Here is a 22,975-nt window from a genome sequence, read left to right on the forward strand (position 1 = left end):
GTACCGTCGGGTGATGAGCCTCACCTGTCCCAAGTGCCACGGAGAAATGCGCCAGTACGAACGCAGCGGCGTCGTCATCGACCAGTGCGGGGAGTGCCGAGGGATCTTCCTCGACCGCGGCGAACTGGAGAAGCTGTTCGAGGCGGAGGCGAACTGGAACCGCCAGCACGCCGTCGCCGGTCCAGCCGGTCAGCCCGGTCAGCCCGGTCAGCCCGGTCAGCCGCAAGGGGGCTACCCGCCGCCTCCGCCCGCGCCCGCGCCGCACCAGCCCGGTTACGGCGCGGTGCCGCCGCCCCCGCCGCCCGCGCACGGCTACCCGCCGGCCCCGGCCTACGGCGGCCACGGCCAGCACTACGGCTACCACGGGCACTACCGGCGCAAGAAGCACAAGAGCTTCCTCGACGAGATGTTCGGCTGAGCACCGAAGCCGACCGGGCCGGCGACGCGCCGGCCCGGTCGCGCACGTCGGCGTGCCGAACCGGGCCCCTCGTGCGACGCTGCCTCCCATGACAACCGGGAGACCGTCGGGAGGCCCCGAACCGCGCGGGCCGGAGCGCGGCCAGGGATCGGGCACCGCGGTACGCGCCGCCGGCCGGGCGGACTGCTCAAGGCGACCGGACGGCTGCCGCTGACCGACCGCGACCGGCTGGAACTCGGCGAGGTCGCCGGCTGGTTCCCGCTGCTCGGCTGAGCGCCGACGAGGCCTAGCCGATGGCCATGTCGACGAAGCGGGACAGGTGCAGTTGCGCGGCGACGGTGATGGTGTCGGTCGGGCCATTTCGATGCTTGGCAACAATAAAATCGGCCTCTCCGGCCCGTGGCGACTCCTTGTCGTAGTAGTCGTCCCGGTGCAGCAGGATCACAACGTCAGCATCCTGCTCGATCGAGTTGTGGGTGGCGATGCCGTTCGCGATGAAGTTGTGCGTCCCCATCACGGTCGCGTCGAACACCTCCCGCTCACCGATCGACTCGATCGATACGATCTCATCCCAGAAGATGTCGTTCGTCGCGTGCAGGTCGAGGTCAGCGGCATCGAGGACAGAGGCGATCTTGGCAAGCCGGGATCGACTCGGCGCGCGCTTCCACAGCGCACTCCCGCAGAACTGGGTTCCGATCGCGCTGGCGAACTCGCGCTGGCTCACTCCCTGCTCCGCGAGGATCTGCCTGACCCTGGTCCAGACCTCGCGGGGCACGGTGTCGACGTTGGTGTTGCTCTCCATCGCCTCCAACGAGGCGAGCAGGTCAATGCAGTTGCGGGACCGTTCCCCGTGCACACCGATCTCGCGCAGGAAGCGCAACTGGTCGTCCCGCCCGGAGATGTCGAGGGTGTACTGGGGGCGGTGATGCGTCACGGGTATGGCCTTCAGTCGGGCAGTGATGCCGTACCTGAGCAGAAGGCGTGAGATGTCTTCGAGCATCCTGCGGCTCGTCGAGGAGAAGTGCACCCTGCCGCCGCGGCCTGACCTGTTGACCGTCACCGAGCCGTCAGTCGCCCACAGATGCCGCAGGAACATGGTTATCTGCTCCTTTGGCAGACCGAAGACTCCCTGCGGAATGAACTTTTCGTGCGACCTGAGCCCGAACAGGCCCAGCCCGTCCAACCACTCGGCGACCGGGTTGCGCCGGCCGCGAGCCAGGCGGTACGGCGCGGGCAGCCGAAGGGTCGTCACTCTGGCGGCCTCGTATTCGTCGCGCACGGTGGAGATGCCGAAGTGCTTCGCCGCCTCCGACACCGCCTGGAGGTTCATCTCATCGCGGCTGGCGTATCGGACCGGCTGACGACGTACGAACGAGCCGTCGCCGAGGAGGTGTGCCAGCAGCACGACCTCGGCCTCTGCCCACGGCCGGATCTCAAGTGGTGGTGGTACGTGCCTGGGCGTGGCCAGCCGAGTCCCTGACGTCAGTTCGGCGAGTGGCATCCATCCGCCGAAGGTGAGGAAGGGGTGGTTGGCCGTCGCGTCGATCTGCTTCCCGGATGCCAACGTCATCCGGAAGACCTCACGTGTGCCACTCGGAAAGACATGCGTCATGGTGCGCGGCGTGTAGCGGAGGCTGTCGTCAAGCGCCCAGACCGGAATGTCCCTGGCCCCGGAGGTCAGCATCTCGCCAAGCGTGACCTCTGAGTTGTCGTCGGCGCGAATCAGCCGAGTCTCGGCGGTCAAGCAGCCCGACTCTCGGAGGTCGGACAACTGCGGACGCTTGTCGGTGCGCTGCTCCGGGCCACGGTTCAGCTGGCTTACCGCGATGACCGGGCACTCGACCTCCTTTGCCAGCAGCTTGAGGCCCCGGGACAGGTCGGCGACCTCCTGCTGACGGCTCTCGGTGCGCTTCGGCGAGGTCATCAGCTGGAGATAGTCGACCACGATCATCTTCAGGTCGTGCCGTTGCTTGAGCCGCCGCGCCTTGGCCCGGATCTCCATCAGGTTCATGCTCGGCGTGTCGTCGACGAAGAGCGGCGCCTCGCTGATCTCGCCCATGCACCGGGCCAGCTTGGTCCAGTCGTCGTCGGAGAGCTGACCGCTGCGCAGCACGTGCAGCGGTACCCGGGCCTCGGCCGAGAGCAGTCGCATGACGATCTCGACCTTGCTCATTTCCAGCGAGAAGATGGCCGCCGCCTGGTTGGCCCGAATAGCAGCATTTCGGGCAAAGTCCATACTTGCGGTCGATTTGCCCAAGCCGGGCCTGCCTGCCACGATGATGAGCTGCCCCGGGTGCAGGCCGTTGAGCAGCCGATCGAGATCGGTGAAGCCGGTCGGCACACCGGTCATCACGCCGCCCTGGGCGCCCACCGCCTCGATCTCGTCGAGGGTCGGCTGGAGCATGTCGGCGAGGACGGCGAAGTCCTCGCTGACCCGGCGCTCGGTGACGTCGTAGACGGCCTGCTGGGCGAGGTCGACGATGTCGTCGACGTCCCGGCTGCCGCCGTTGGCGGTGCCGTAGCCGAGCTGCACGATCTTGGTGCCGGCCTCGACCAGCCGCCGGAGCACCGCCCGCTCGCTGACGATCCGCGCGTAGTACGCGGCGTTCGCCGCGGTCGGCACGCTGGCGATCAGGGTGTGCAGATAGGGAGCGCCGCCCACCCGCACGAGGTCGCCCGAGTCGGCCAGCGCCGCCGCCACCGTGATCGAGTCGGCCGGCTCGCCCCGGCCGTAGATCTCCAGGATGGTGTCGAAGATGGTGGCGTGCACCGGCCGGTAGAAGTCGTTGGTCTTGAGGATCTCGACAACGTCGGCGATCGCGTCCTTGGAGAGCAGCATGCCGCCCAGCACGCACTGCTCGGCGGCGACGTCCTGCGGCGGGGTGCGGTCGAACTGCCCGTCGGGCTGCGCCGGGGCGGGCGGCGGCCCTCCGGCGCGCGACTCCGACCGCATGTCATCGGTGACCGACACCGGGCCCCCCTCCACTGCGTCGGATCCTCATCCAGCTCTACCGCCGGGGTACGACAATCTCCCGACCGGCCGGGTCGATCGGGGGTCATCTCGCGGTCGGTCGGGGGGTAACCATACGGAAACCGAGCTCAGGCACTCAACAGCCCCGGTGGACGAGCCTCGGGACAACCTGTGGACGCTGGTGGGCGAGCATGTGCGCAGGGTGTGCACAGGCTGTGGACAACGGCTGGGGAATTCCTGGCCATACGGCTCTGACCTGGGAAAACGCGATCCACACCCTGTGGGCGGGAAGTTTTCGGTCGATCCCGTGGGTCGATCGTCCCGTACTATCTCCAGCGAACGGCTACACCTGGACAGCGGATTGCGCTATCGGTTGAGAAGGGTCACGCTCCGGCCGTGAGTTACCGGGACTGGGGACGCGGAGAGGATGGTCCGCGCGAGCGACGGTCGGTCGCCCGCTGGGACGATCCCGCCGGTCCGCTCCCGGCGGATCCCTACTCCGCTGACGTCGAGGGCTACCGGACGCCAAGCCGCCGCCGGGCGATCGAACGCGGCCAGCAGGAGCCGGTCGACACCTACCTGCCACGCTGGGCACTGGAGTCGGGCGTACGCAGTGCCGACGGTGGTGGCCGGCACGCCGCTCCGGACGACGACGACGCCGACCCACCCTCCTCCGGCGGCGGCTGGCGGACGACCGACGCCACGGGCGACTGGCGGACGGGCGAGCCCGCTCGCGACTGGCGGGCTTCCGAGTCCACGGGTGACTGGCGGGCGAGCGAGAGCACCACCGGCTGGCGCCGCGTAGCGGAGACCAGTTGGCGGGAGGTGCCGGCGATCGAGGCCGCCCCCGCGTCGGACCACACCCGCGAGTGGACCTTCGACCGCCCGCAGGAGCAGGGCTACGTGGGCAGCCGCCGCGCCGACGACGATCCGGTCTCCGGAGTCCCGCCACAGAGCCGCCCGCGCCGCACGCCGTCGCGCCAGCAGCAGGTGATCTGGTCCGGCGGCGAGGAGGAAACCACCGGCGCCACCGTCGAGCCGGAGCTGGAGCGGCCGTCCCGGCGAGGCCGACGGGCGTCGGCGGAGTCCTCGGCCCGGCCGACCGTCGACCCGTGGGAGCGGAGCGCGGAACCCGACGAGCCGGCGTACCGCCCGGCGGTGGATCCGTGGGACGCCTCGGGGATGCACGCGTGGCAGCCGGCCACCGGCACCGACCGCTGGGACCGGGCGTCGGGCACCGGCCGGTGGGACGAGCCGGACAGCACCGGCCAGTGGTACCAATCCGCCGACAGCACCGGCCAGTGGGACCGGTACCGCGACGACGGGTGGGACCGGACGACGCCGCCGCGCTCCGACGGCTCCGCCGGGACCTGGTCGTGGCGGGGGCAGGACGGGCCGGAGCAGGGTTTCTGGTCCGGCACCCGGCTGGCCGGCGACGATCCCCGGTGGGTGGACGCGCCGGTGTCGGCCCCACGCTCGCCGGTGGTCGGCTACACCGCGCCACGCCCACGCTCCGCGCCACGCCGGCGCGTCGATCCGGTCGGCACGCCGCGGGCTGGCTCGCCGGCGGCCGTACGACAGGCCCGGCCGGCGGGCGCGGGAGCCTGGACGCGGCGTCTCGAGGACGACCTGCTCGACCCGGATGAGGGCGGTTCGCTGCGGCCGCTGCTCTACACCGCCGCCTGCTACCTGCTGCCGGCGGTGATGGTCTTCTTCTGGTTACTGACCCTCGACGGCCAGGCGCCGGCCGGTTGTGTCACCGACATCAGCGGCGGTGGTTGCGACTCGCCGCGTGCCCGGGCGCTCGGTTCGATGCTGGAGGGCATGCCGCGTTTCGGGCTGGCCCTGGCGAGCAGCCTGGTGGTGGCGCTGCTGCTGCGTCGGGTGGGGACCACCTGGCGGTCGACCACGGTGGCGCTGGCCGCCGCGGTGGTGGGTGGTGGTCTGTCCACGGTGATGATCAGCGCGGTGACCGGCCAGCCGATCGGCTGACGCCCCGCGCCCGCCGCCCGTACGGGGTCACGTCGCACGGCGGCGAGCTGGCCGCACACCGCCAGATGGACGGCCGAACCGGCGTGGCACGTACGGAAAGCGGCAGGGCCCCGCACCGGTCGATCGGTGCGAGGCCCTGCCGTGGTGCTGGTGGGTGTCAGCCCTGGACGACGTTGAGGTCGAACTTGGCGGTCACCTCGGGGTGCAGCTTGATGCGCACCGGGTAGGAGCCGATCGACTTGATGTGACCGGGCAGCTCCAGCCGGCGGCGGTCGAGGACCGGACCGCCGGCGGCCTTGACGGCGTCGACGATCTCGGCCGGGGTGACCGAGCCGAAGAGCCGGCCGCCGTCGCCGGCGCGGGCCTTCAGGTTGACCTTGAGGCCCTCGAGCTGGTCCTTGACCTCGTTGGCGTGGCCGAGGTCGCGGATCTCCCGGGCGGAGCGGGCGCGCTTGATGAGCGTCACCTGCTTCTCCGCACCCTTGGTCCAGGCGATCGCGAAGCCCTGCGGCAGCAGGTAGTTACGGCCGTAGCCGTCCTTGACCTCCACGATGTCGCCCGGGGCACCGAGGCCGGACACCTCCTGAGTCAGGATGATCTTCATGTCGGTGCCTCCCCTCAGCGCGCCGTCGCGGTGTACGGCAGGAGCGCCATCTCACGGGCGTTCTTGACCGCACGGGCGATCTGCCGCTGCTGCTGCGAGGTGACGCCGGTCACCCGCCGAGCGCGGATCTTGCCGCGGTCGGAGATGAACTTGCGCAGCAGCGCGGTGTCCTTGTAGTCGATGTAGGTGATCCCGTCCTTGTCGAGCGGGTTCACCTTCTTCTTCGGCTTGCGCAGTGCCGCAGCCTTGGCCATTGCTCTTGCTCCTGGTTTGCGATCGCGGGCGCTCGGCGCCATTAGAACGGGGGCTCCTCGTCGAAGTTTCCGCCGCCCGAACCGGAACGGGAGGGCGCGGGGGCAGCCGAGGCCCAGGGGTCGTCGAAGTTGCCTCCGCCGCCCTGGCCACCACCGCCACCGAAGCCGCCGCCACCGCCGCCGGAGCGGGACATCTTCTGCACCTTCGCCGTGGCGTAGCGCAGCGACGGGCCGATCTCGTCGACCTCCAGCTCGATGACCGTGCGCTTCTCACCCTCGCGGGTCTCGTAGGACCGCTGACGCAGCCGGCCGGACACGATCACGCGGGTGCCGCGCTGGAGCGACTCCGCGACGTGCTCGGCGGCCTGCCGCCAGACCGTGCACGAGAGGAACAACGGCTCGCCGTCCTTCCACTCGCCGGACGCCTTGTCCATGAACCGGGGCGTCGAGGCGACCCGGAACTTGGCGACCGCGGCACCGGAGGGGGTGAACCGCAACTCGGGGTCATCGGTCAGGTTGCCGATGACCGTGATGGTGGTGTCTCCTGCCATGACCATCTCCTCGCGCACTCATCCGTTCTGCCGTACAGGTTCTCAGAACCCTCCGACAGCCCGGTGAGGCTGATCCGGGCGTTACCGGGGGATGCTCAGCGCATCTCCGGCCGGATGACCTTGGTGCGCAGCACGGACTCGTTGAGTCGCAGCTGACGGTCCAGCTCGGCCACCGCCGCAGGCGTCGCCTGCAGGTCGATGACGGCGTAGATGCCCTCGGCCTTCTTGTTGATCTCGTACGCGAGGCGCCGTCGGCCCCACACGTCGGTCTTCTCCACCGAGCCACCCGCGGTCCGGATCACGTTCAGGTACGTGTCGAGCGACGGGGCGACGGTGCGCTCCTCGAGGCTGGGGTCGAGGATCACCATGATCTCGTAATGACGCAAGACGTGCTCACCTCCTGTGGGCTAAGCGGCCACGGTCCTTCCGTGGCAGGAGGTCGTGCGTCGTGGCCCGCTCCGGAGTCGGGGGATCCAACCCGGGCGCGGACAACCGCACCAGGATACCCGGTCCGGACGATCATGTCCGGGCAGGTCGCGGCGGCCGGCGCCGGACGCGGTGACGGGGGCCGGCCACGACAGTGCTGTCGTGGCCGGCCCCCGTCAACGAGGCCGCGGGGCGTCCCGTCCGCATTCCTTGGGTGGGACCTGGGGAGGAACGACCACACCGATGAGGTTGGACCGGGGACGCCCCGCGGAGCTTTATCATGTTGTTACCGACGATACGTCGGTACTCGCCGCTTGTCGGGGTAAATGGCTAAATCTCCGACAATTCTTTTTCCGGGCCTTCGGACGCCGATCGCCGGTGGGGCTGACCCCCGTCGCGCCGGGCCGCACGACGGGGGCTGCCCCGCTCTGGCGACGGTCTGCGGCAGCGGACGCCACGACGCGCGCCACGACCTGTCGGAGAGCCGACCGTCGATCCCACTCCCCTCAACGATCGCCGAACCGTCCGGTGACGCGGGCAGGGCGAATCGGCGGCGGGCGTCACCCCGGTTGTCGGGGACGCGACGTAGGCTCCCCTGCATGCGTATCGGAGCACACGTCGATCCGACCGACCCGCTGGCGGAGGCGACCGCCCGAGCGGCCGAGGCCGTGCAGTTCTTCCTCTCCGACCCGCAGGGGTGGAAGGCGCCGAAGCCCCGCGAGGACGCGGAGCGGCTGAGGGCCGCCGACGTCGACCTCTACGTCCACGCGCCGTACGTCATCAACGTCGCCACCCTCAACAACCGGATCCGGATCCCGAGCCGCAAGCTCCTGCTCGGGCACGCGCAGGCGGCCGCGGCGATCGACGCCAAGGGCCTCATCGTGCACGGCGGGCACGTCAACGCCGGTGACGACCTCGCGGTGGGCTTCGACAACTGGCGCAAGACCTTCGCGTACGCGGCGGAGTCGGGTGGCTTCGGCGTACCGGTCCTGATCGAGAACACCGCCGGTGGCGACAACGCCTGCGCCCGCCGGCTCGACGCGCTCGCCCGGTTGTGGGACGCGGTCGGCGACTACGGCGTCGGCTTCTGTCTGGACACCTGCCACGCGCATGCCGGCGGCGAGGAACTGCTCGGGCTGGTGGACCGGGTCAAGGCGATCACCGGCCGGATCGACCTGGTGCACGCCAACAACTCCAAGGGCGCGTTCGGCTCCGGCCAGGACCGGCACGACAACCTCGACGGCGGCACGATCGACCCGGAGCTGGTGGTCGCGGTCATCCGCGCGGCCGGCGCACCGGTGATCGTGGAGACCCCCGGTGGGGTGACCGGCCAGGCGGCCGACATCGCCTTCCTCCGTAAGCAGCTCGGGACGGAGAGCCCGGCGGCATGACGACGGACCAGTCCGCCGCCGGCGGAGCGCAGCCGACCGACGCGCCCGGCGCCAGGGGCGACGCCGACCGCGCGGCGGCGGAGAAGTCCGCAGCCGGCGGGACCGGTCCCGGCAGCGGCACCGGCGCGCGGGAGGCGGACGGCACGACCAAGGACACCGGCGGCACGTCCGACAAGACCGACGACGGAAAGAGCGCGGACGGCACGAGCGCCGACGGCAGGGCCGAGCGCGACAAGGCCGAGTCCGGCAACACGACCGGATCCAGCCGGACCGCCGAAGCCAAGGACGCGGACGGCACGGGCTCGGATGGCGGGAGCGAGTCCGACAAGCCCGACAGCACCGCGGCCGGCGGGAGCGGACCGGGCAACACCGCCGACGACGAGACCGACGACGGCAAGAGCGGATCGGGCGGGGCCGCCGCCGGCAAGAGCGGAGCGAGCAGGACCGACGGCGCCAAGGACGGATCCGGCGAGACCGGCGGCAAGGACGGATCCGGCAAGAGCCCCGGCGACAAGGACGGATCCGGCGAGCGCGCCGCCGACAAGGACGCCGAGGCCGACCCGTTCGCCGCCTTCGCGCCGGCTCCCGAGCCGGTGCCCACCCGGGTCAGGCGGATCGGGCGGGCGATCGGCCGGGGCCTGATCCACGAGTGGACCCTGGCCACCGTGGGGTCGCTGCTGCTGGCCGTCCTGCTGACCTGGCCGACCCTGCGCTACCCGCGCCACACGCTGCCGCAGGACTACTGGGACCCGAGCCTGCAGGCCTGGCAGATGGCGTGGTCGGGGCACATCCTGCTGACCTACCCGGCGCAGCTGTGGCACGCGAACACGTTCTTCCCCGAGTCGTGGAGCTTCGCCTTCTCCGACACCCTGCTCGGCTACGCGCCGGCCGGGATGCTCGGCACCGGCCCCGAGGCCGCCATCCTGCGCTACAACATCGTGTTCGTGCTGGCGCACGCGCTCGCCACGCTCGGGGCGTACGCGCTGGCCCGGCAGCTCGGCGCGGGCCGCATCGGCGCGGCGGTGGCCGGGGTGAGCTACACCTACGCGCCGTGGCTGCTGGCCCAGGCCGGCCACCTGCACGTGGTCTCCAACGGCGGCATCCCGCTGGCACTGGCCATGCTGGCCCGCGGGCACGGATACTCGCTCCGCCACGGCTACCGCCCCGAGCACCGGCGCGTCGGCTGGGTGTACGCCGGCTGGTCGGTGGCGGCCTGGCAGCTCAGTCTCGGCTTCGGCATCGGGCTGCCGTTCGCGTACGTTCTCGGCGGGACGGTCGTGGTCGCGGCCGTGACCTGGTTCCTGCGCCGCTGGGTGATCCGGCCGGAGAAGCGTCCGTTCGGGCGCCAACTGTTCCAGGCGGACCTGGTCGGCGGGGCGCTCTTCGCCGCGGTCGGCCTGTTGATGGCGCTGCCCTACTTCAAGGTGGCGCAGCTGCACCCGCAGGCGGAGCGCAGCATCGGTGACATCAGCATGTTCTCGCCGCCGGCCGTCGGCTTCCTGACCGCGCCGGCTGAGTCCCGGGTGTGGGGAAGCCTGCACGAGGGTGCCCGCGCCACGCTGCCGTGGCACCCGGAGATGACCCTGCTGCCCGGCTACGTGCTCTACGCGCTCGCCATCGGCGGGCTCTTCTTCTCGGTCTGGAAGCTGCGCCACCGGCTGCTGTTGCTCGCCGGGGTGGTGGTGACCATGGTGCTCGCCATGGGCACCCGGTTCTTCGACGGCACGTTCACCTACGTGCCGCTCTTCGAGCACCTTCCGGGCTGGAACGGCCTGCGGACGCCCGGCCGGCTGATGCTCTGGACCACGCTGCTGCTCGGGTTGCTCGCGGCCGGTGCGGTGAGCGCGTTCGCCGCCCGGGTTCGCGAGATCTCCGCCGAGCGGATCCCGTCCTGGCCGAGCCCGGGGTTGCGGCTGGCCACGCTGGTGCCGCTGCTGCTGGTGATCGTCGAGGGGCTGAACACCACCCCGCACCCGGTGGTGCCACCGCAGCCGGCCGCGATGCGGACGGTGGACGGCCCGCTGCTGGTGCTGCCCAGCAACCAGGGCCTCGACCAGCCGGTGATGCTCTGGTCGACCAGCCGGTTCCAGGACGTGGTCAACGGAGGTAGCGGCTTCACCCCGCACCAGCTCGACGAGGTGCGCCGGGTGTCGGTCGCCTTCCCGGACCAGACCAGCGTCGACTACCTGCGCACCCTCGGGGTGCGCAACGTGCTGCTGGTGCGCGACCAGGTGGCCGGCACGCCGTGGGAGATCACCATCGACGCGCCGGTGGACGGGCTCGACATCACCCGCGAGGAGATCGGCCAGGTGGTGGTCTTCCGTCTCTGAGCGGCGCCCGGTGCGGTGGGGATGCGGGGAAACCACCCGGGTCCGCGATCCGGCTTGACCCTTACGTTGCGTGAGGCCGGAGGGTGGGGCACATGAGCGACCACTACAACGCCTTCGAGATCAGTCCCGTGCCCGCTCCCGGCCCGGACGCGGTTGCGCCGGAGCCGTTCCGGGGCATCTACGGAATGCCCGCGTTCGTGACCATCCCCACGGGCGATCTGGCGGCGTCGGTGGATTTCTGGGTTCGTGGGCTCGGGTTCTTCGAGCTGTTCAGCATCCCCGGCACGCTCGTGCATCTGCGCCGGTGGGCGTTCCAGGACGTGCTCCTCGTCTCGGCGGCGAACGTTCCGGCGCAGGCACCGGCGATGAGCGCCAGCTTCGCGTGCGTGCTCAGCCAGGTCGAGTCCGTCGTCGAGGCCTGCCGTGCGTTGAGCCCGGACTCGGTCGACGGTCCACGGGACACTCCCTGGAACACCCGCGACGTGGAGGTGGTCACGCCCGAGAAGGCGCGGATCGTCTTCACCGCGGCGAAGCCCGTTGATCCAGCCAGTCACGAGGCGCGGAACCTTGAAGCCATCGGGATCACCCCACCCGGCGGCGGTCGCGGCGACAGTGCGGAGCATGTCTGATGTCACTGACGCCGACGGCCTCACCGTCGGTCAGGTCTCGACCCGGCTGGGCGTGACGGTCCGCGCGCTGCACCACTGGGACGACATCGGTCTGGCGCGACCGTCGCTGCGTACGACTGCCCGATACCGGCTCTACACCGCCGGCGATCTGGAACGCCTGCACCGCATCGTCGTCTACCGGGAGCTCGGCCTCGGCCTGGACAGGATCCAGGCCATCCTGGACGACTCGACCGTGGACGTGCCCGACGCACTGCGTGCGCAGCGCGCCCAGGTCGCCCACCGGATCGACCGCCTCCAGCAGCTCCGCGCCGGCCTGGATCGGATGATCGCCGCCCACGAGCGCGGCCTGCTGCTGACCGTCGAGCAGCAGGCCGCGATCTTCGGCCCCCAGTGGAACCCGGACTGGCCCGCCCAAGCCCGTCAGCGCTACGGAGACACCACGCAGTGGCAGCAGTACGCCGAACGCTCAGCCGCTCGCAGTCCGGAGGAATGGCAGGCCATCGCCGACACCGTCGCCGACCTCGACCGTGCCCTCGGGGACGCGATGGACGCCGGTGTCGTCCCCGGCAGCCCGGAAGCGAATCAACTCGTCGAGCGGCATCGTGAGGTGTTCGCTTCGTACTTTCCCCTCACCAGGCAGATGCAGGTCTGTCTCGGCCGCATGTTCGAGACCGATCCGGCGTTCGCTGCCCACTACGACGGCATCCGCGCCGGCCTCGCCACATGGTTCCGGCGGAGCATCGACGCCAGCGCACGCGCCCACGGCATCGACCCCGACACCGCCAGCTGGCAGTAGCGCCGGCAGTCAGCCGGCTGCGACCTCGGGACCGGGCACACCTAGGGGCTGACCGGCTCGGGCGTGGGCTGGGCCGGTCGGTGTCGCCAGTGGTCGAGCCACCCGGCGTCCGGGGTGCCGTCGAGCACCCCGCCGTCCGGGTCGTCCGGGTAGGTGTCGCGGACCGCGTCCAGCTCCGGGCGCATGATGTCCCGGATGACCAGCGCGCAGAGCACCACCACGGTGGTCAGCCGCAGGGTGGCCGCGAGCACGAAGACTCCCTCCGGGAACACCGGTCGGGCGGTGGCCGCGCCGAGCAGTTCCCCGTAGAAGGCCGCGAAGTAGCAGACCTCGGCGGCCTGCCAGGCCAGGAAGGCACCCCACTTCGGGCGGGCCAGCACGGCCAGCGGCAGCAGCCAGAGCACGAACTGCTGCGACCACACCTTGCTGAAGATCAGGAACGCGGCGACCACCAGGAACGCGAGCTGGGCGAGCCGGGGGCGGCGCGGCGCCGCCAGCGCCAGCGCGGCCACCCCGAGGCAGGCCAGCCCGAAGAGGGCGTACGTCAACACGTTCAGGGTGGGGATGTTGACGTTGAGCCACTCGAACGGGCCGAGGGCGGTCGGATCCGGGCTGCCCACCTTGTTGTCCAGGTAGCGGCCGATGTACCAGAGGGTGCCCCAGTCGATGGCGCGCTCGGTGTTCAGTTCGAAGAACCGGTCCCAGTTCTCCCGGTACGGGATGGCCACCGGCAGGTTGACCACCACCACGGCGACGACGGCGCTGCCGATGGCGGTGAGGGCGGCGCGCAGCCGCCCGGCCCGCAGGGCGAGCACCAGCACCGGGCCGAGGATGAACAGCGGCCACAGCTTGGCCGCCCCGGCCAGGCCGAGCAGGGCGCCGGCCAGGGCGGGGCGGCTGCGCGCCCAGGCGAGCAGCCCGAACGCGGCCAGCCCGATGGCCAGCAGGTCCCAGTTGACCGTGGCGGTGAGCAGCAGCGCGGGCGCGAGCGCGAAGAGCGCGGCGTCCCACGGTCTGCGGCGGCGCAGCGCGAGGATGACCGCGACGGTGGCCACCGCCAGCGCGCCGAGCACCAGCGCGTTGAGGTTGTAGAACCACTGGCCCTGGTTGAGTTCGGGGTCGCCGGCGCCGAGCGCGTGCACGGGCAGGCCCAGCGCGCCCATGAGGTAGCCGGTCAGCACCGGGTACTCGACGGGGTGGTCGCGGTAGGGGACCTTCCCCTCGTTGAGCCCCTCGGCGTAGTAGAGCGCCAGCACGTCGGTGTAGCAGAACCGGGTGTACTGCACGTTGTTCTGCCAGGCGCCGTCCTGGCACGGCGACTTCTGCACCCAGTGCAGGGCCAGGGTCAGGCAGACCAGGGCCAGCACGATCCGGGCGGCGGTCCAGAATCGGCGCTCCCGGCCGGCCGGCCGGTCCAGCGTGGCCGCGTGGTCGCCCAGCGGGCCCCCGATCAGGCCGGAGAGCCCCCGGACGAACCCGTCGGAGCGGGACGGGTGGTCGGGGGCACCGGACTCGTCGATGCCGGGCGTCGACTGCGTGCTCATGAAGGAGCATCCTGCCGTACGGGCGGGCTCCGCGTCCCGTCCCGCCCGAGTTGTCGTACCCGGAACGCCGCCGGCGGCCGGACGGCCACACCGGCCGCCCGGCGGCGTTCCCGGGGTCAGTACCGCTCGGTCGTGCGGGGCGGGGTGGCGGGCGACAGCCCGCCGCCGGTCCCGCCGTTGTCGGGCGGCGGTGGGGTGGCCGGGAGGGTCGGGAAGGTCGGTGTCCCGCCGCCGTTGTCTCCGCCGTCGGGCGGGCAGAGCGGGTTCAGCGGGTCCGGGCAGCCCGGCGGCAGCGACGGCTGGGTGGGCGGCGGCGACGGCGGGGCCGGCTCGGTGCCGTTGCCGGCCTCCGCGTCGCCCATCCCGGTGACGTTGGGCAGGTCGGAACCGCCCTTGCCCTTCAGCGCGGCGTCCATGTACCGCTTCCACAGCTTGGCCGGGAAGCTGCTGCCACCGATGTCGTTGCCGTCGTCGTCGACGATCGTCGGCTTCTTCGCGTCCCGGCTGCCGACCCAGACCGCGGTGGCGACGTTCTTGTCGTACCCGACCATCCAGGCGTGCGCGTTGCGCGGCGTGCCGTTGTGCTCCCAGGTGCCGGTCTTGCCGGCCGCGTCCCGGCCGTCGTCCAGGTTGGCGTTGTTCTTCTCGGGGATCTCCTTCAGCACCGCGGTCACCTCGCGGGCGATCTCCGGCCGGATCCGCTGCTGCCCGCCGTCCTTGTGCAGCTGCTCCCCGGCTCCCGGCACGTTGACCCACTCGCCGGTGGTCTTGTCCTGCTTCTCCACCGACAGGACGAAGTGCGCCTTGTTGTACTTGCCGTCGTTGGCCAGGGTGGCCAGCCCGTTGGCGTGGTCGAGCACGGTGATCGGGTACTGGCCGTAGCCCACCACCCGGTCGAACCTGGTCGGCGCGAGCTCCGCCGGCTCGGACGCGGTGAGGTCGTACGGCTTGGGCGGATCGACGGTCCACATGGTGCGGACCCCGGCCCGCTTGGCCATCTCGACCACCCTGTCCGGGCCGATCTCCTCGGTGACGTGGAAGAACGGCACGTTGTACGACCGGATCGTCGACTCCTCCAGGGTGCACCACTTGCCGCACACGCCCGCGCCGCGGCCGGCGTTCTGCACCTTGTCCTTGAATCCCTTCGGTTTGAAGGGGGTGGCGTCCCAGTGCGACTTGACCGAGATGCCGGCGTCGATCGCGGCGGCCAGGGTGTACACCTTGAACGACGAGCCCGGCGGGTGCCCGCCGACGATGTCGCCGGTGGCGTCGGTGTTCCTGCCCGCGTAGTCGAAGTCGGCGCCACTGTCCCCGCCGTAGTAGGCGAGCACCCGGCCGTTGCGCGGGTTGATGGAGACCGCCGCCGCCATCAGATTCTTCGGCTGCCCGTACAGCACCGAGCCCTTCTTGTCCGGCTGGGCCGCTGCCTCCAGCGCCTTCTGCAGCTTCCAGTCGATGGTGGTCTTGATCCGGTAGCCACCGTCGCGCAGCTCGTCGACGCAGGCCGGCTTTCCCGGCGCGCCGGAGTCGGAGCAGATTCCCCACTGCTCCAGCTCCTGCCGGACGTAGTTGACCACGTTGCCGCTCGGGGTCTTCACGCCGAATCCGTTGCCGTCCTTCGGCGGCGGTAGCACCTTGGGGTACTCGGTGGGGCGGTCCGGCCGGCCGGGAACCCCCAGCCAGCCCTCGGCGACCATGCCGTCGATCACGTACTGCCAGCGGGCCTGCGCGTCGGTCGGATTGACCGCCGGGTCGTAGCCCTTGTGGGTCTCGCTGGCGACGGGCTGCTTGATGAGGGCGGCGAGCACCGCGCCCTGGGCCGGGGTCAGCTCCGCCGCGGAGCTGTTGAAGTAGGTGTGCGCCGCCGCCTCGATGCCGTACGCGCCCCGGCCGAAGTAGATCACGTTGAGGTAGTGCTGCATGATCTGCGGCTTGGTGTACTTGTCGTTCAGCTTGGAGGCGAGGATCGCCTCCTTCACCTTCCGGCCGTACGTGTCGTCCTGGAGGTTGTCGAACGCGTTGCGGGCGTACTGCTGGGTGATCGTCGAGGCGCCCTGCTTGTCGCCGCCGGTGAAGTTGTTCCACGCGGCCCGGGCGATGCCCTTGTAGTCCACGCCCGAGTGCTTGTAGAAGTTCCGGTCCTCGGCCGCGGCCACCGCGTCCTGCACGTGCTGTGGAATCTGGTCGATGGTGACGAACGTCCGGTTCTCGCTGCCCAGCTTCGCCACGATGTTCTTGCCGTCCTCGGCGTACACGGTGGTGGAGAGCGGCAGCGGCACCTCGTTGGGCAGCACCACCCGGGTGGAGTACCAGGTGAAACCGACGACGCCGAGCCCGGCCAGCATGATGAGGACCGCGAATCCGGCGATCAGCGTGTTCAACCGTTTCCGCTTCCGCTTGCCTGCCCGGGCCGGGCCGCCCGCGCCGCGCCGGCCACCACCCGGACCGGTCGGCCCGGCTGGCCCTCCCGGTCCGCCGACGGCCGACGGCACGCCGGCCCGGGCCACCGACGCCCGGCCACCCGTCGCCGAACCCACCCGGGCCCGCCCGGCCGGCGCCGCGCCCATCGGCGCGGACCCGACCGTCGCCCGGCCGGTCGGGCCACCGGAGGCGGGTGGCGCCGGAACCGGAGCCCGGCCGGGGCCGCCGACCGGGGCCCGTCCGCCGATGGGGGCCCGGCCCGTCGGTGCCTGGGCTGCCGGGCCGCCCGTTCCGCTGGGCCCGCGTGGCTCACCGCCGGATCGGCGGTACGCGTCGTCCGCCCGCGCCGGGTCGCCGTACCGGCCCGGGATCCGGGCCCGCCCGCGTGGGGAACCGGGGTCGCCGTCCACTCCACTCGCGCTCATGAAACCGCATCCTGCCGCACGAACGGGCATCGCGTGCCCCCTCTCACGTCGTGGCGGGCACCCGAAACGCCGCCGGCGACCGGATCTCTCCGGCCGCCGGCGGCGTTCCTGGGCTCAGTAGCCCGCTGTGGTGCGGGGTGGTGTGCTGGGCAGCAGGCCACCGCCTCCGCCGCGTGGCGGGTCGAACGGGTTGGTCGTGCCGCCGTCGTTGCCGCCACCGTCGTTGCCGCCACCGTTGTTGCCGTCGCGCGGGCAGAACGGGTTCAGCGGGTTCGGGCAGCCCGGCGGGTTCTCCGGCGGCGTCGGCGGGGGCGGGGGCTCGCCGTTGCCGGACTCCGGGTCACCCACGTTGGCCGCGGGCGGGAAGTCGAGCTTCTCCCAGTCCTTGGCCTTGTGCGCCTCGTCCATGAACCGTTCCCAGATGGTGCCCGGCAGGTTGCCGCCGCTGATCCGGGTGCCGTTCTTCATCTTGAGCGGCTTGCGCTCCTTGACGTTGCCCACCCAGACCGCGGTGGCGATCTGCGGCGTGTAGCCGATCATCCAGGCGTCGCCGTTCTCCGGGCTGTCCGGCTTCTGCTCCCAGGTGCCGGTCTTGGAGGCGGCCTTCCGGCCGTTGTCGAGCCGGTGGTTGACCTGGGCCGGGTACTGCTCCAGCACCGAGGTCACGTCGGCCACGATGTCCTTCGGGATCCGCTGCTCGCCCTTCAGCTTCTCTCCGCCGCCGGGGACCTTCACCCACTTGCCGGTGTTCTTGTCCAGCTTCTCGACGCTGTAGAGGAAGTGCGCCTTGTGGTAGACGCCCTGGTTGGCGAAGGTGGCGACGCCGTTGGCGTGGTCCAGCACGGTGATCGGGTACTGGCCGTAACCGACGACGTGGAAGAACGGGCCGTTGGGGTGCGCGATCTTCTCCGGGTCGTTCTTGGTGAGGTCGTACGCCTTCGGCGGGTTGGTGTCCGACCGCCAGATGGTGCTGACCCCGGCGTCGCGGGCCATCTGGATGACCTTGTCCGGCCCGATGTCCTCGGTGACGTGGTAGAACGGCACGTTCAGCGACTTCAGCGTGGAGACCTTCAGCGTGCAGGAGTTGCCGCAGGAGGGGTTGTCCACGCCGGCGTTGCTGACCTTGAACTTGGTGCCCGGCGGCGTGAATGCCCGGCCCTTCCAGCGCGACTCGAGTGCCTTGCCCTCCTTCAGTGCCGCCGCCAGGGTGTAGATCTTGAAGCTCGATCCCGGCGAGTGGCCGCCGGTGATGTTGCCGTTGGAGTCGGTGTTCTTGCCGGCGTAGTCGGTGCCGGTGCCGTTGTCGCCGCCGTAGTAGGCGAGCACCCGGCCGGTCTTCGGCTCGACCGCCACCACCGCCGCCATCAGGTTCTTCGGCTGGCCGTTGAGTTCCGAACCCTTCGCGCTGCGCTGGGCCGTCTCGACCGCCGCCTTCTGGATCTTCATGTCGATGGTGGTGCGGATCCGGTAGCCGCCGGCCATCAGCGCCTGGGAGCAGAGCGGCTTGGCGTCGGTGACGTCCGCCTCGCTCTCGACGCAGAGGCCCTTGTCCCGCATCTCGTCCCGGACGTAGTTGATCACGTTGCCCTGGGGCGTGTTGACGCCGAAGTCCACCCCGACGCCACCCTTGTTCGGCTTCTGGATGTTCTTCGGGTACTCGGTCGGCCGCTGCGGCTTGCCGGGCGCGTCCAGCCAGCCCTCGGCGACCATGCCGTCGATCACGTACTGCCAGCGGGCCTGCGCGTCGGTCAGGTTGACCGCCGGGTCGTAGCCCTTGTGGGTCTCGCTCACGACGGGCTGCTTGATCAGCGCGGCCAGCACCGCGCCCTCGGCGACGGTCAGCTTGCTGGCGTCCTTCTTGAAGTACGTCTGCGCCGCCGCCTGGATGCCGTACGCGCCACGGCCGAAGTAGATCACGTTGAGGTAGTGCTGCATGATCTGCGGCTTGGTGTACTTGTCGTTCAGCTTGGAGGCGAGGATCGCCTCCTTCACCTTCCGCGCGTACGTGTCGTCGTTCAGGTTGTCGTAGGCGTTGCGGGCGTACTGCTGGGTGATCGTCGAGGCGCCCTGCTTGTCGCCGCCGGTGAAGTTGTTCCACGCGGCCCGGGCGATGCCCTTGTAGTCGACACCGGAGTGCTTGTAGAAGTTCCGGTCCTCGGCCGCGGCCACCGCGTCCTGCACGTGCTGCGGGATCTGGTCGATGGTGACCAGGGTGCGGTTCTCCTCGCCCAGCTTCGCGATGATCGTCTTGTTGTCGTAGGCGTAGATGGTGGTCGCCTGTGGCGGGTCGGTGTCCTCGGGCAGCACCACGTTGGTGGAGTAGTAGGTGAAGCCGACGACACCGAGACCGGCCAGCATGATGAAGACCGCGAACCCGGCGATCAGCATGTTCATCCGCTTGCGCTTGCGCGCCCGCGCCGCCGCGGCCGGGTCACCCGCACCGCGCGCACCCCGCCCGGGACCGGTCGGCCCACCGGGCCCACCGGGGCCACCCGGCCCACCGGAGACCGGCGACACGCTGGCCCGGGCCACCGACGCCCGACCACCCACCGCCGCCGAACCGCCGACCCGGGCCCGCCCGGCCGACGCCGCGCCCACCGCGGCGGCACCGACCGTGGCCCGACCGGCCGGACCGCCGGGCGCAGGGGAGACCGGCACCGAGGCCCGACCCGCGCCCGCCGGGCCACCGCCCGGCGCCGGGGAGACCGGCACCGAGGCCCGGCCGGCGCGCCCGACGGACGCGGAACCGGCCGCCGAACCGCCGCGCGGGGGGACCGCCGCCGAACCGCCGACCGAGGCCCGGCCACCGGCCGCGCCACGCGGCCCGACCGAGGCCCGGCCGGCCGGGGCCGCACCCTCCGCGGCCGACCAACCGTTCCCCCGCGGTTCACCACCGCGGCCGTACGCGTCGTCCGCCCGTCCCGGGTCGCCGTTCTGGCCCGGGATCTGGGCCCGCCCACGCGAAGAACTGGGATCGCCGTACGAGTTCATTCCTCACACCCTGCCGGTCGCGGTGGAGCGCGGATGCGCCGCCACCGGGTTGCCGTGAGTTGAGACACCCGCCACGGCGGCACACGCGTGCCGATCAGCCGGTGTCACTTCCGTATCAATCGGGCTATTCGGACCAACGAGCTGTCGGTCGCCCCAGCACTCCTTCACCGGGTCAACCGATCCAGCTGGGATCACCGTTGCGCCTCTCGCCTCCGTCGATTGGCCGGCGCGGCGGCCGCGGCGCTGCCGCCCACCGCGTCCTGGTCCGGCCCGCCCTCGTTGCCGCCGGTCAGCCCGTCCCGCCCGAGCAGGAACTGCTCGACGAGATGGTTCCAGTCACAGCCGAGGCACACCTCCACCACGAAAACCTGGAACTCACGCAGCGTCATCGCCAGCACGGGAAGTTCCGCCAGGGTGCGGGCCTGGCCGGCGGACTGCTTGAGTTCGTCCCCGTAAATGTAGTGGACGCGGATCAGGTTCTCGCTCCGGCAGATCGGGCACCGCTCGTCGGTCGGCTCACCGTGGAACCGAGCAGCGTTCTTCAGGTACGGCGAGGCGTCGCAGACGTCGTAGGTGCCGACCCGCCCGGCGAGAAGCTCACGCAGCACCGCTCGCTTCTGAAGCGAGTAGTCGACGACCTGGCGCTGCGTACGCATGCGGAGAAGGGTACGCGGTCTCGCCTGACGAGGCGACCGTGGTGACGATGCGTGACGGCAGGCACTCGGATTGGGGGTTTGCCCTGATCACGGTGAACCGCTAACGTGCGATGTATCGGTCCGATACATCGCGGCGGTTAGCACTCCCCGCACAGGGTAAGGGAAGGGTGGTCCGTGCTCGAGCTCGCCATCCTCGGCCTGTTGCAGGAGTCTCCGATGCACGGCTACGAGCTGCGCAAGGAGTTGACCGCGAAGCTCGGGGCGATCCGGGCGGCGATCAGCTACGGCTCGCTCTACCCGACCCTGCGGCGACTCCAGGCGGCGGGCTGGATCGCCGAGGCCGCCGAGACACCCGCCACCGCCGGGGAGGTTCCCGCGCTGACCAGCCGACGAGGTCGGGTGGTCTACAAAATCACCGCGGAGGGCAAGGAACGCTTCGCCCAACTCATCGCGCAGGCCGGGCCCGAGACGTACGACGACACGGGCTTCGGTGTGCACTTCGCGTTCTTCGCCCGGACCGACCAGGCGACCCGACTGCGCATCCTGGAGGGTCGCCGGCGAAAGATCGAGGAACGTCGCGAAGGGCTTCGTGACGTGCTCGGCCGGGCGGCCGAGCGCCTCGACGCGTACACCCTGGAACTGCAGCGCCACGGGCTGGAGGCCTGTGAGCGCGAGGTTCGCTGGCTGGAGGAGCTCATCGCCAACGAGCGCTCCGGCCGTGCCCCGACGGTCCCGCAGCCCGGGACGGCCGGCGGCCGACGAGAAGACACCAGCCCGCCTCCGCCTGGAGAGTCCAGGAAAGAGCGGCCGTGATGAAGAAGAAGGAGGCAGACGCTATGGGCTCCGTCCGCGTCGCCATCGTCGGTGTGGGGAACTGCGCCTCGTCCCTGGTGCAGGGCGTGGAGTACTACCGGAACGCCGACCCGAACGACCGCGTCCCGGGTCTCATGCACGTCACCTTCGGCGACTACCACGTCTCGGACGTGCAGTTCGTCGCGGCGTTCGACGTGGACGCCAAGAAGGTGGGCATGGACCTCGCCGAGGCGATCGTCGCCAGCGAGAACAACACCATCAAGCTCTGCGACGTGCCGCCGACCGGCGTCACGGTGCAGCGCGGCCCGACCTTCGACGGTCTCGGGCAGTACTACCGCGAGATCATCGAGGAGTCGGACGTCGAGCCGGTCGACGTGGCCAAGGCGCTGCGTGACGCCCAGGTCGACGTCGTCGTCTCCTACCTGCCGGTCGGCTCCGAGCAGGCCGACAAGTTCTACGCCCAGGCCGCGATCGACGCCGGCTGCGCGTTCGTGAACGCCCTGCCGGTCTTCATCGCCTCCGACCCGGAGTGGGCGAAGAAGTTCGAGGACGCTGGCCTGCCGATCGTCGGTGACGACATCAAGAGCCAGGTCGGCGCCACCATCGTGCACCGCGCGCTGGCGAAGCTCTTCGAGGACCGCGGTGTCGAGCTGCTGCGCACGTACCAGCTCAACTTCGGCGGCAACATGGACTTCATGAACATGCTGGAGCGCAACCGCCTGGTCTCGAAGAAGATCTCGAAGACCCAGTCGGTGACCTCCCAGATCCCGCACGAGATGCAGAAGAGCGACGTGCACATCGGCCCGTCCGACCACGTGCCGTGGCTGGACGACCGCAAGTGGGCGTACATCCGCCTGGAGGGCCGCTCCTTCGGCGACGCCCCGCTCAACGCCGAGCTCAAGCTCGAGGTGTGGGACTCCCCGAACTCGGCCGGCGTCATCATCGACGCGGTCCGGGCCGCGAAGATCGCGCTGGACCGGAAGATCGGCGGCCCGATCCTGTCGGCCTCGTCGTACTTCATGAAGTCCCCGCCGGTGCAGTACGCCGACCACGACGCGCACGCCGCCGTCGAGGCGTTCATCGCCGGCGAGGTCGAGCGCTGACGCGCTGACCAGCAGCAACGAGGGCCGGGTCTGTGCGGACCTGGCCCTCGTCGTCTGCCACGAGAGGTACCGGCCCGGCTCGCCCGGTCACCGCCGGCTCGGCCTGCACGCGGCGGCGAGGGTGGTCAACCGGAGCCGAGCAGGGAGCGTTCGAAATCGACCCGGGCCTCCAGTTCGAGCAGGATGCGCTTGCGGTCCAGCCCGCCGCCGAAGCCGACCAGCTTGGCGCCGGCGCCGACGATCCGGTGGCAGGGCACGATGACCGGGATCGGGTTGCGGTTGCAGGCCACCCCGACCGCCCGCGCCGCGCCGGGGTCGCCCACCCGCCGGGCCACCTCGCCGTAGGTCGACGTCTGCCCGTACGGGATGCGGGTCATCTCCCGCCACACCGCCCGCTCGAAGTCGGAACCCCGGGGCGCCGACACCGGCAGGCCGAACTCGGTCAGCTCGCCGGCGAAGTAGGCGCCCAGCTCGGCGACGGCGCGGCGGGAGATCTCGTCGCCCGCCTCGTCGGCGGCGCCGGCGACCCGGCCGAAGCGCGCGCCGCGGACGCTGTCGCCGTCGGTGGCCACGGAGAACTCCCCGATCGGCGAGTCGAGCACGGTCCAACGCATCCACCCATTGTCGCCCACCACTCCGACAGGTCGGGCCGCGGCAGCA

General features: G+C 71.0%; 18 protein-coding genes. 8 read left to right on the forward strand and 10 right to left on the reverse strand.

What is annotated here, in order from left to right:
* The first annotated feature begins 10 nt into the window (after nt 1-10).
* Nucleotides 11-418, forward strand: a complete 408-nt coding sequence (locus tag FHX32_RS09260; protein ID WP_167180332.1) for a TFIIB-type zinc ribbon-containing protein — start codon at nt 11-13, stop codon at nt 416-418.
* A 286-nt stretch (nt 419-704) separates the two neighbouring features.
* Here the strand turns inward: FHX32_RS09260 and FHX32_RS09265 are convergent, their stop codons facing one another.
* Nucleotides 705-3,404: a replicative DNA helicase gene (locus FHX32_RS09265; protein ID WP_486480977.1), complete on the reverse strand. Its 2,700-nt coding sequence runs from the start codon at nt 3,402-3,404 to the stop codon at nt 705-707.
* A 381-nt stretch (nt 3,405-3,785) separates the two neighbouring features.
* On the opposite strand from FHX32_RS09265, the gene FHX32_RS09270 reads away from it, so the two are divergent.
* Entirely contained in the window at nt 3,786-5,381 is a 1,596-nt protein-coding gene (locus FHX32_RS09270) for a hypothetical protein (RefSeq protein ID WP_167180333.1), read from the forward strand.
* Nucleotides 5,382-5,538: 157 nt separating this feature from the next.
* Here the strand turns inward: FHX32_RS09270 and rplI are convergent, their stop codons facing one another.
* The 4 genes from rplI to rpsF form a co-directional block, all read right to left on the reverse strand.
* The gene (gene rplI / locus FHX32_RS09275) at nt 5,539-5,985 is read right to left on the reverse strand and encodes a 50S ribosomal protein L9 (protein ID WP_088996664.1); all 447 of its coding nucleotides are present in this window, start codon (nt 5,983-5,985) and stop codon (nt 5,539-5,541) included.
* Between the two features lie 14 nt (nt 5,986-5,999).
* Nucleotides 6,000-6,239, reverse strand: coding sequence for a 30S ribosomal protein S18 (rpsR, locus tag FHX32_RS09280; protein WP_007073789.1), 240 nt, complete (start codon nt 6,237-6,239; stop codon nt 6,000-6,002).
* Nucleotides 6,240-6,280: 41 nt separating this feature from the next.
* Nucleotides 6,281-6,808 (reverse strand): single-stranded DNA-binding protein, encoded by a 528-nt coding sequence (locus tag FHX32_RS09285; protein WP_199235687.1) that lies wholly within the window; start codon nt 6,806-6,808, stop codon nt 6,281-6,283.
* A gap of 77 nt (nt 6,809-6,885) precedes the next feature.
* A complete protein-coding gene (rpsF, locus tag FHX32_RS09290; RefSeq protein ID WP_076468436.1) occupies nt 6,886-7,176 on the reverse strand; it encodes a 30S ribosomal protein S6 in 291 nt (96 codons plus the stop codon).
* Between the two features lie 639 nt (nt 7,177-7,815).
* Here rpsF and FHX32_RS09295 point away from each other — a divergent pair.
* The 4 genes from FHX32_RS09295 (at nt 7,816) to FHX32_RS09310 (ending at nt 12,362) form a co-directional block, all read left to right on the forward strand.
* Nucleotides 7,816-8,607 (forward strand): deoxyribonuclease IV, encoded by a 792-nt coding sequence (locus tag FHX32_RS09295; protein WP_167180334.1) that lies wholly within the window; start codon nt 7,816-7,818, stop codon nt 8,605-8,607.
* Complete coding sequence (locus tag FHX32_RS09300; protein WP_167180335.1) at nt 8,604-10,937, forward strand: hypothetical protein; 2,334 nt, start codon at nt 8,604-8,606, stop codon at nt 10,935-10,937. Before FHX32_RS09295 ends, FHX32_RS09300 begins: the two co-directional genes overlap by 4 nt.
* A gap of 92 nt (nt 10,938-11,029) precedes the next feature.
* The gene (locus FHX32_RS09305) at nt 11,030-11,566 is read left to right on the forward strand and encodes a VOC family protein (protein ID WP_167180336.1); all 537 of its coding nucleotides are present in this window, start codon (nt 11,030-11,032) and stop codon (nt 11,564-11,566) included.
* The gene (locus tag FHX32_RS09310; protein WP_208418022.1) at nt 11,559-12,362 is read left to right on the forward strand and encodes a MerR family transcriptional regulator; all 804 of its coding nucleotides are present in this window, start codon (nt 11,559-11,561) and stop codon (nt 12,360-12,362) included. Before FHX32_RS09305 ends, FHX32_RS09310 begins: the two co-directional genes overlap by 8 nt.
* A 41-nt stretch (nt 12,363-12,403) precedes the next feature.
* Here FHX32_RS09310 and FHX32_RS09315 read toward each other — a convergent pair whose 3' ends face one another.
* From FHX32_RS09315 to FHX32_RS09330, 4 genes are all read right to left on the reverse strand, one after another.
* Nucleotides 12,404-13,906 (reverse strand): glycosyltransferase 87 family protein, encoded by a 1,503-nt coding sequence (locus FHX32_RS09315; protein WP_167180337.1) that lies wholly within the window; start codon nt 13,904-13,906, stop codon nt 12,404-12,406.
* 116 nt (nt 13,907-14,022) lie between these two features.
* Nucleotides 14,023-16,752 (reverse strand): transglycosylase domain-containing protein, encoded by a 2,730-nt coding sequence (locus FHX32_RS09320; RefSeq protein WP_167180338.1) that lies wholly within the window; start codon nt 16,750-16,752, stop codon nt 14,023-14,025.
* Between the two features lie 114 nt (nt 16,753-16,866).
* The gene (locus tag FHX32_RS09325; RefSeq protein WP_167180339.1) at nt 16,867-19,743 is read right to left on the reverse strand and encodes a transglycosylase domain-containing protein; all 2,877 of its coding nucleotides are present in this window, start codon (nt 19,741-19,743) and stop codon (nt 16,867-16,869) included.
* A gap of 191 nt (nt 19,744-19,934) precedes the next feature.
* A complete protein-coding gene (locus FHX32_RS09330) occupies nt 19,935-20,399 on the reverse strand; it encodes a DUF5318 domain-containing protein (protein ID WP_167180340.1) in 465 nt (154 codons plus the stop codon).
* 174 nt (nt 20,400-20,573) lie between these two features.
* On the opposite strand from FHX32_RS09330, the gene FHX32_RS09335 reads away from it, so the two are divergent.
* Nucleotides 20,574-21,212, forward strand: coding sequence for a PadR family transcriptional regulator (locus FHX32_RS09335; protein ID WP_167180341.1), 639 nt, complete (start codon nt 20,574-20,576; stop codon nt 21,210-21,212).
* Nucleotides 21,213-21,235: 23 nt separating this feature from the next.
* Nucleotides 21,236-22,315, forward strand: a complete 1,080-nt coding sequence (locus FHX32_RS09340; RefSeq protein WP_167180342.1) for an inositol-3-phosphate synthase — start codon at nt 21,236-21,238, stop codon at nt 22,313-22,315.
* 125 nt (nt 22,316-22,440) lie between these two features.
* Here FHX32_RS09340 and FHX32_RS09345 read toward each other — a convergent pair whose 3' ends face one another.
* Nucleotides 22,441-22,929 (reverse strand): methylated-DNA--[protein]-cysteine S-methyltransferase, encoded by a 489-nt coding sequence (locus FHX32_RS09345; RefSeq protein WP_167180343.1) that lies wholly within the window; start codon nt 22,927-22,929, stop codon nt 22,441-22,443.
* Nucleotides 22,930-22,975 lie beyond the last annotated feature (46 nt).

The organism is Micromonospora sp. CNZ280, from assembly GCF_011759515.1.

Coding starts and splice junctions, on each gene's coding strand:
- rplI (WP_088996664.1), bottom strand. CDS start 5,985: ATGAAGATCATCCTGACTCAGGAGGTGTCCGGCCTCGGTGCCCCGGGC.
- rpsR (WP_007073789.1), bottom strand. CDS start 6,239: ATGGCCAAGGCTGCGGCACTGCGCAAGCCGAAGAAGAAGGTGAACCCG.
- FHX32_RS09295 (WP_167180334.1), top strand. CDS start 7,816: ATGCGTATCGGAGCACACGTCGATCCGACCGACCCGCTGGCGGAGGCG.
- FHX32_RS09300 (WP_167180335.1), top strand. CDS start 8,604: ATGACGACGGACCAGTCCGCCGCCGGCGGAGCGCAGCCGACCGACGCG.
- FHX32_RS09305 (WP_167180336.1), top strand. CDS start 11,030: ATGAGCGACCACTACAACGCCTTCGAGATCAGTCCCGTGCCCGCTCCC.
- FHX32_RS09310 (WP_208418022.1), top strand. CDS start 11,559: ATGTCTGATGTCACTGACGCCGACGGCCTCACCGTCGGTCAGGTCTCG.
- FHX32_RS09315 (WP_167180337.1), bottom strand. CDS start 13,906: ATGAGCACGCAGTCGACGCCCGGCATCGACGAGTCCGGTGCCCCCGAC.
- FHX32_RS09320 (WP_167180338.1), bottom strand. CDS start 16,752: ATGAGCGCGAGTGGAGTGGACGGCGACCCCGGTTCCCCACGCGGGCGG.
- FHX32_RS09325 (WP_167180339.1), bottom strand. CDS start 19,743: ATGAACTCGTACGGCGATCCCAGTTCTTCGCGTGGGCGGGCCCAGATC.
- FHX32_RS09330 (WP_167180340.1), bottom strand. CDS start 20,399: ATGCGTACGCAGCGCCAGGTCGTCGACTACTCGCTTCAGAAGCGAGCG.
- FHX32_RS09340 (WP_167180342.1), top strand. CDS start 21,236: ATGGGCTCCGTCCGCGTCGCCATCGTCGGTGTGGGGAACTGCGCCTCG.
- FHX32_RS09345 (WP_167180343.1), bottom strand. CDS start 22,929: ATGCGTTGGACCGTGCTCGACTCGCCGATCGGGGAGTTCTCCGTGGCC.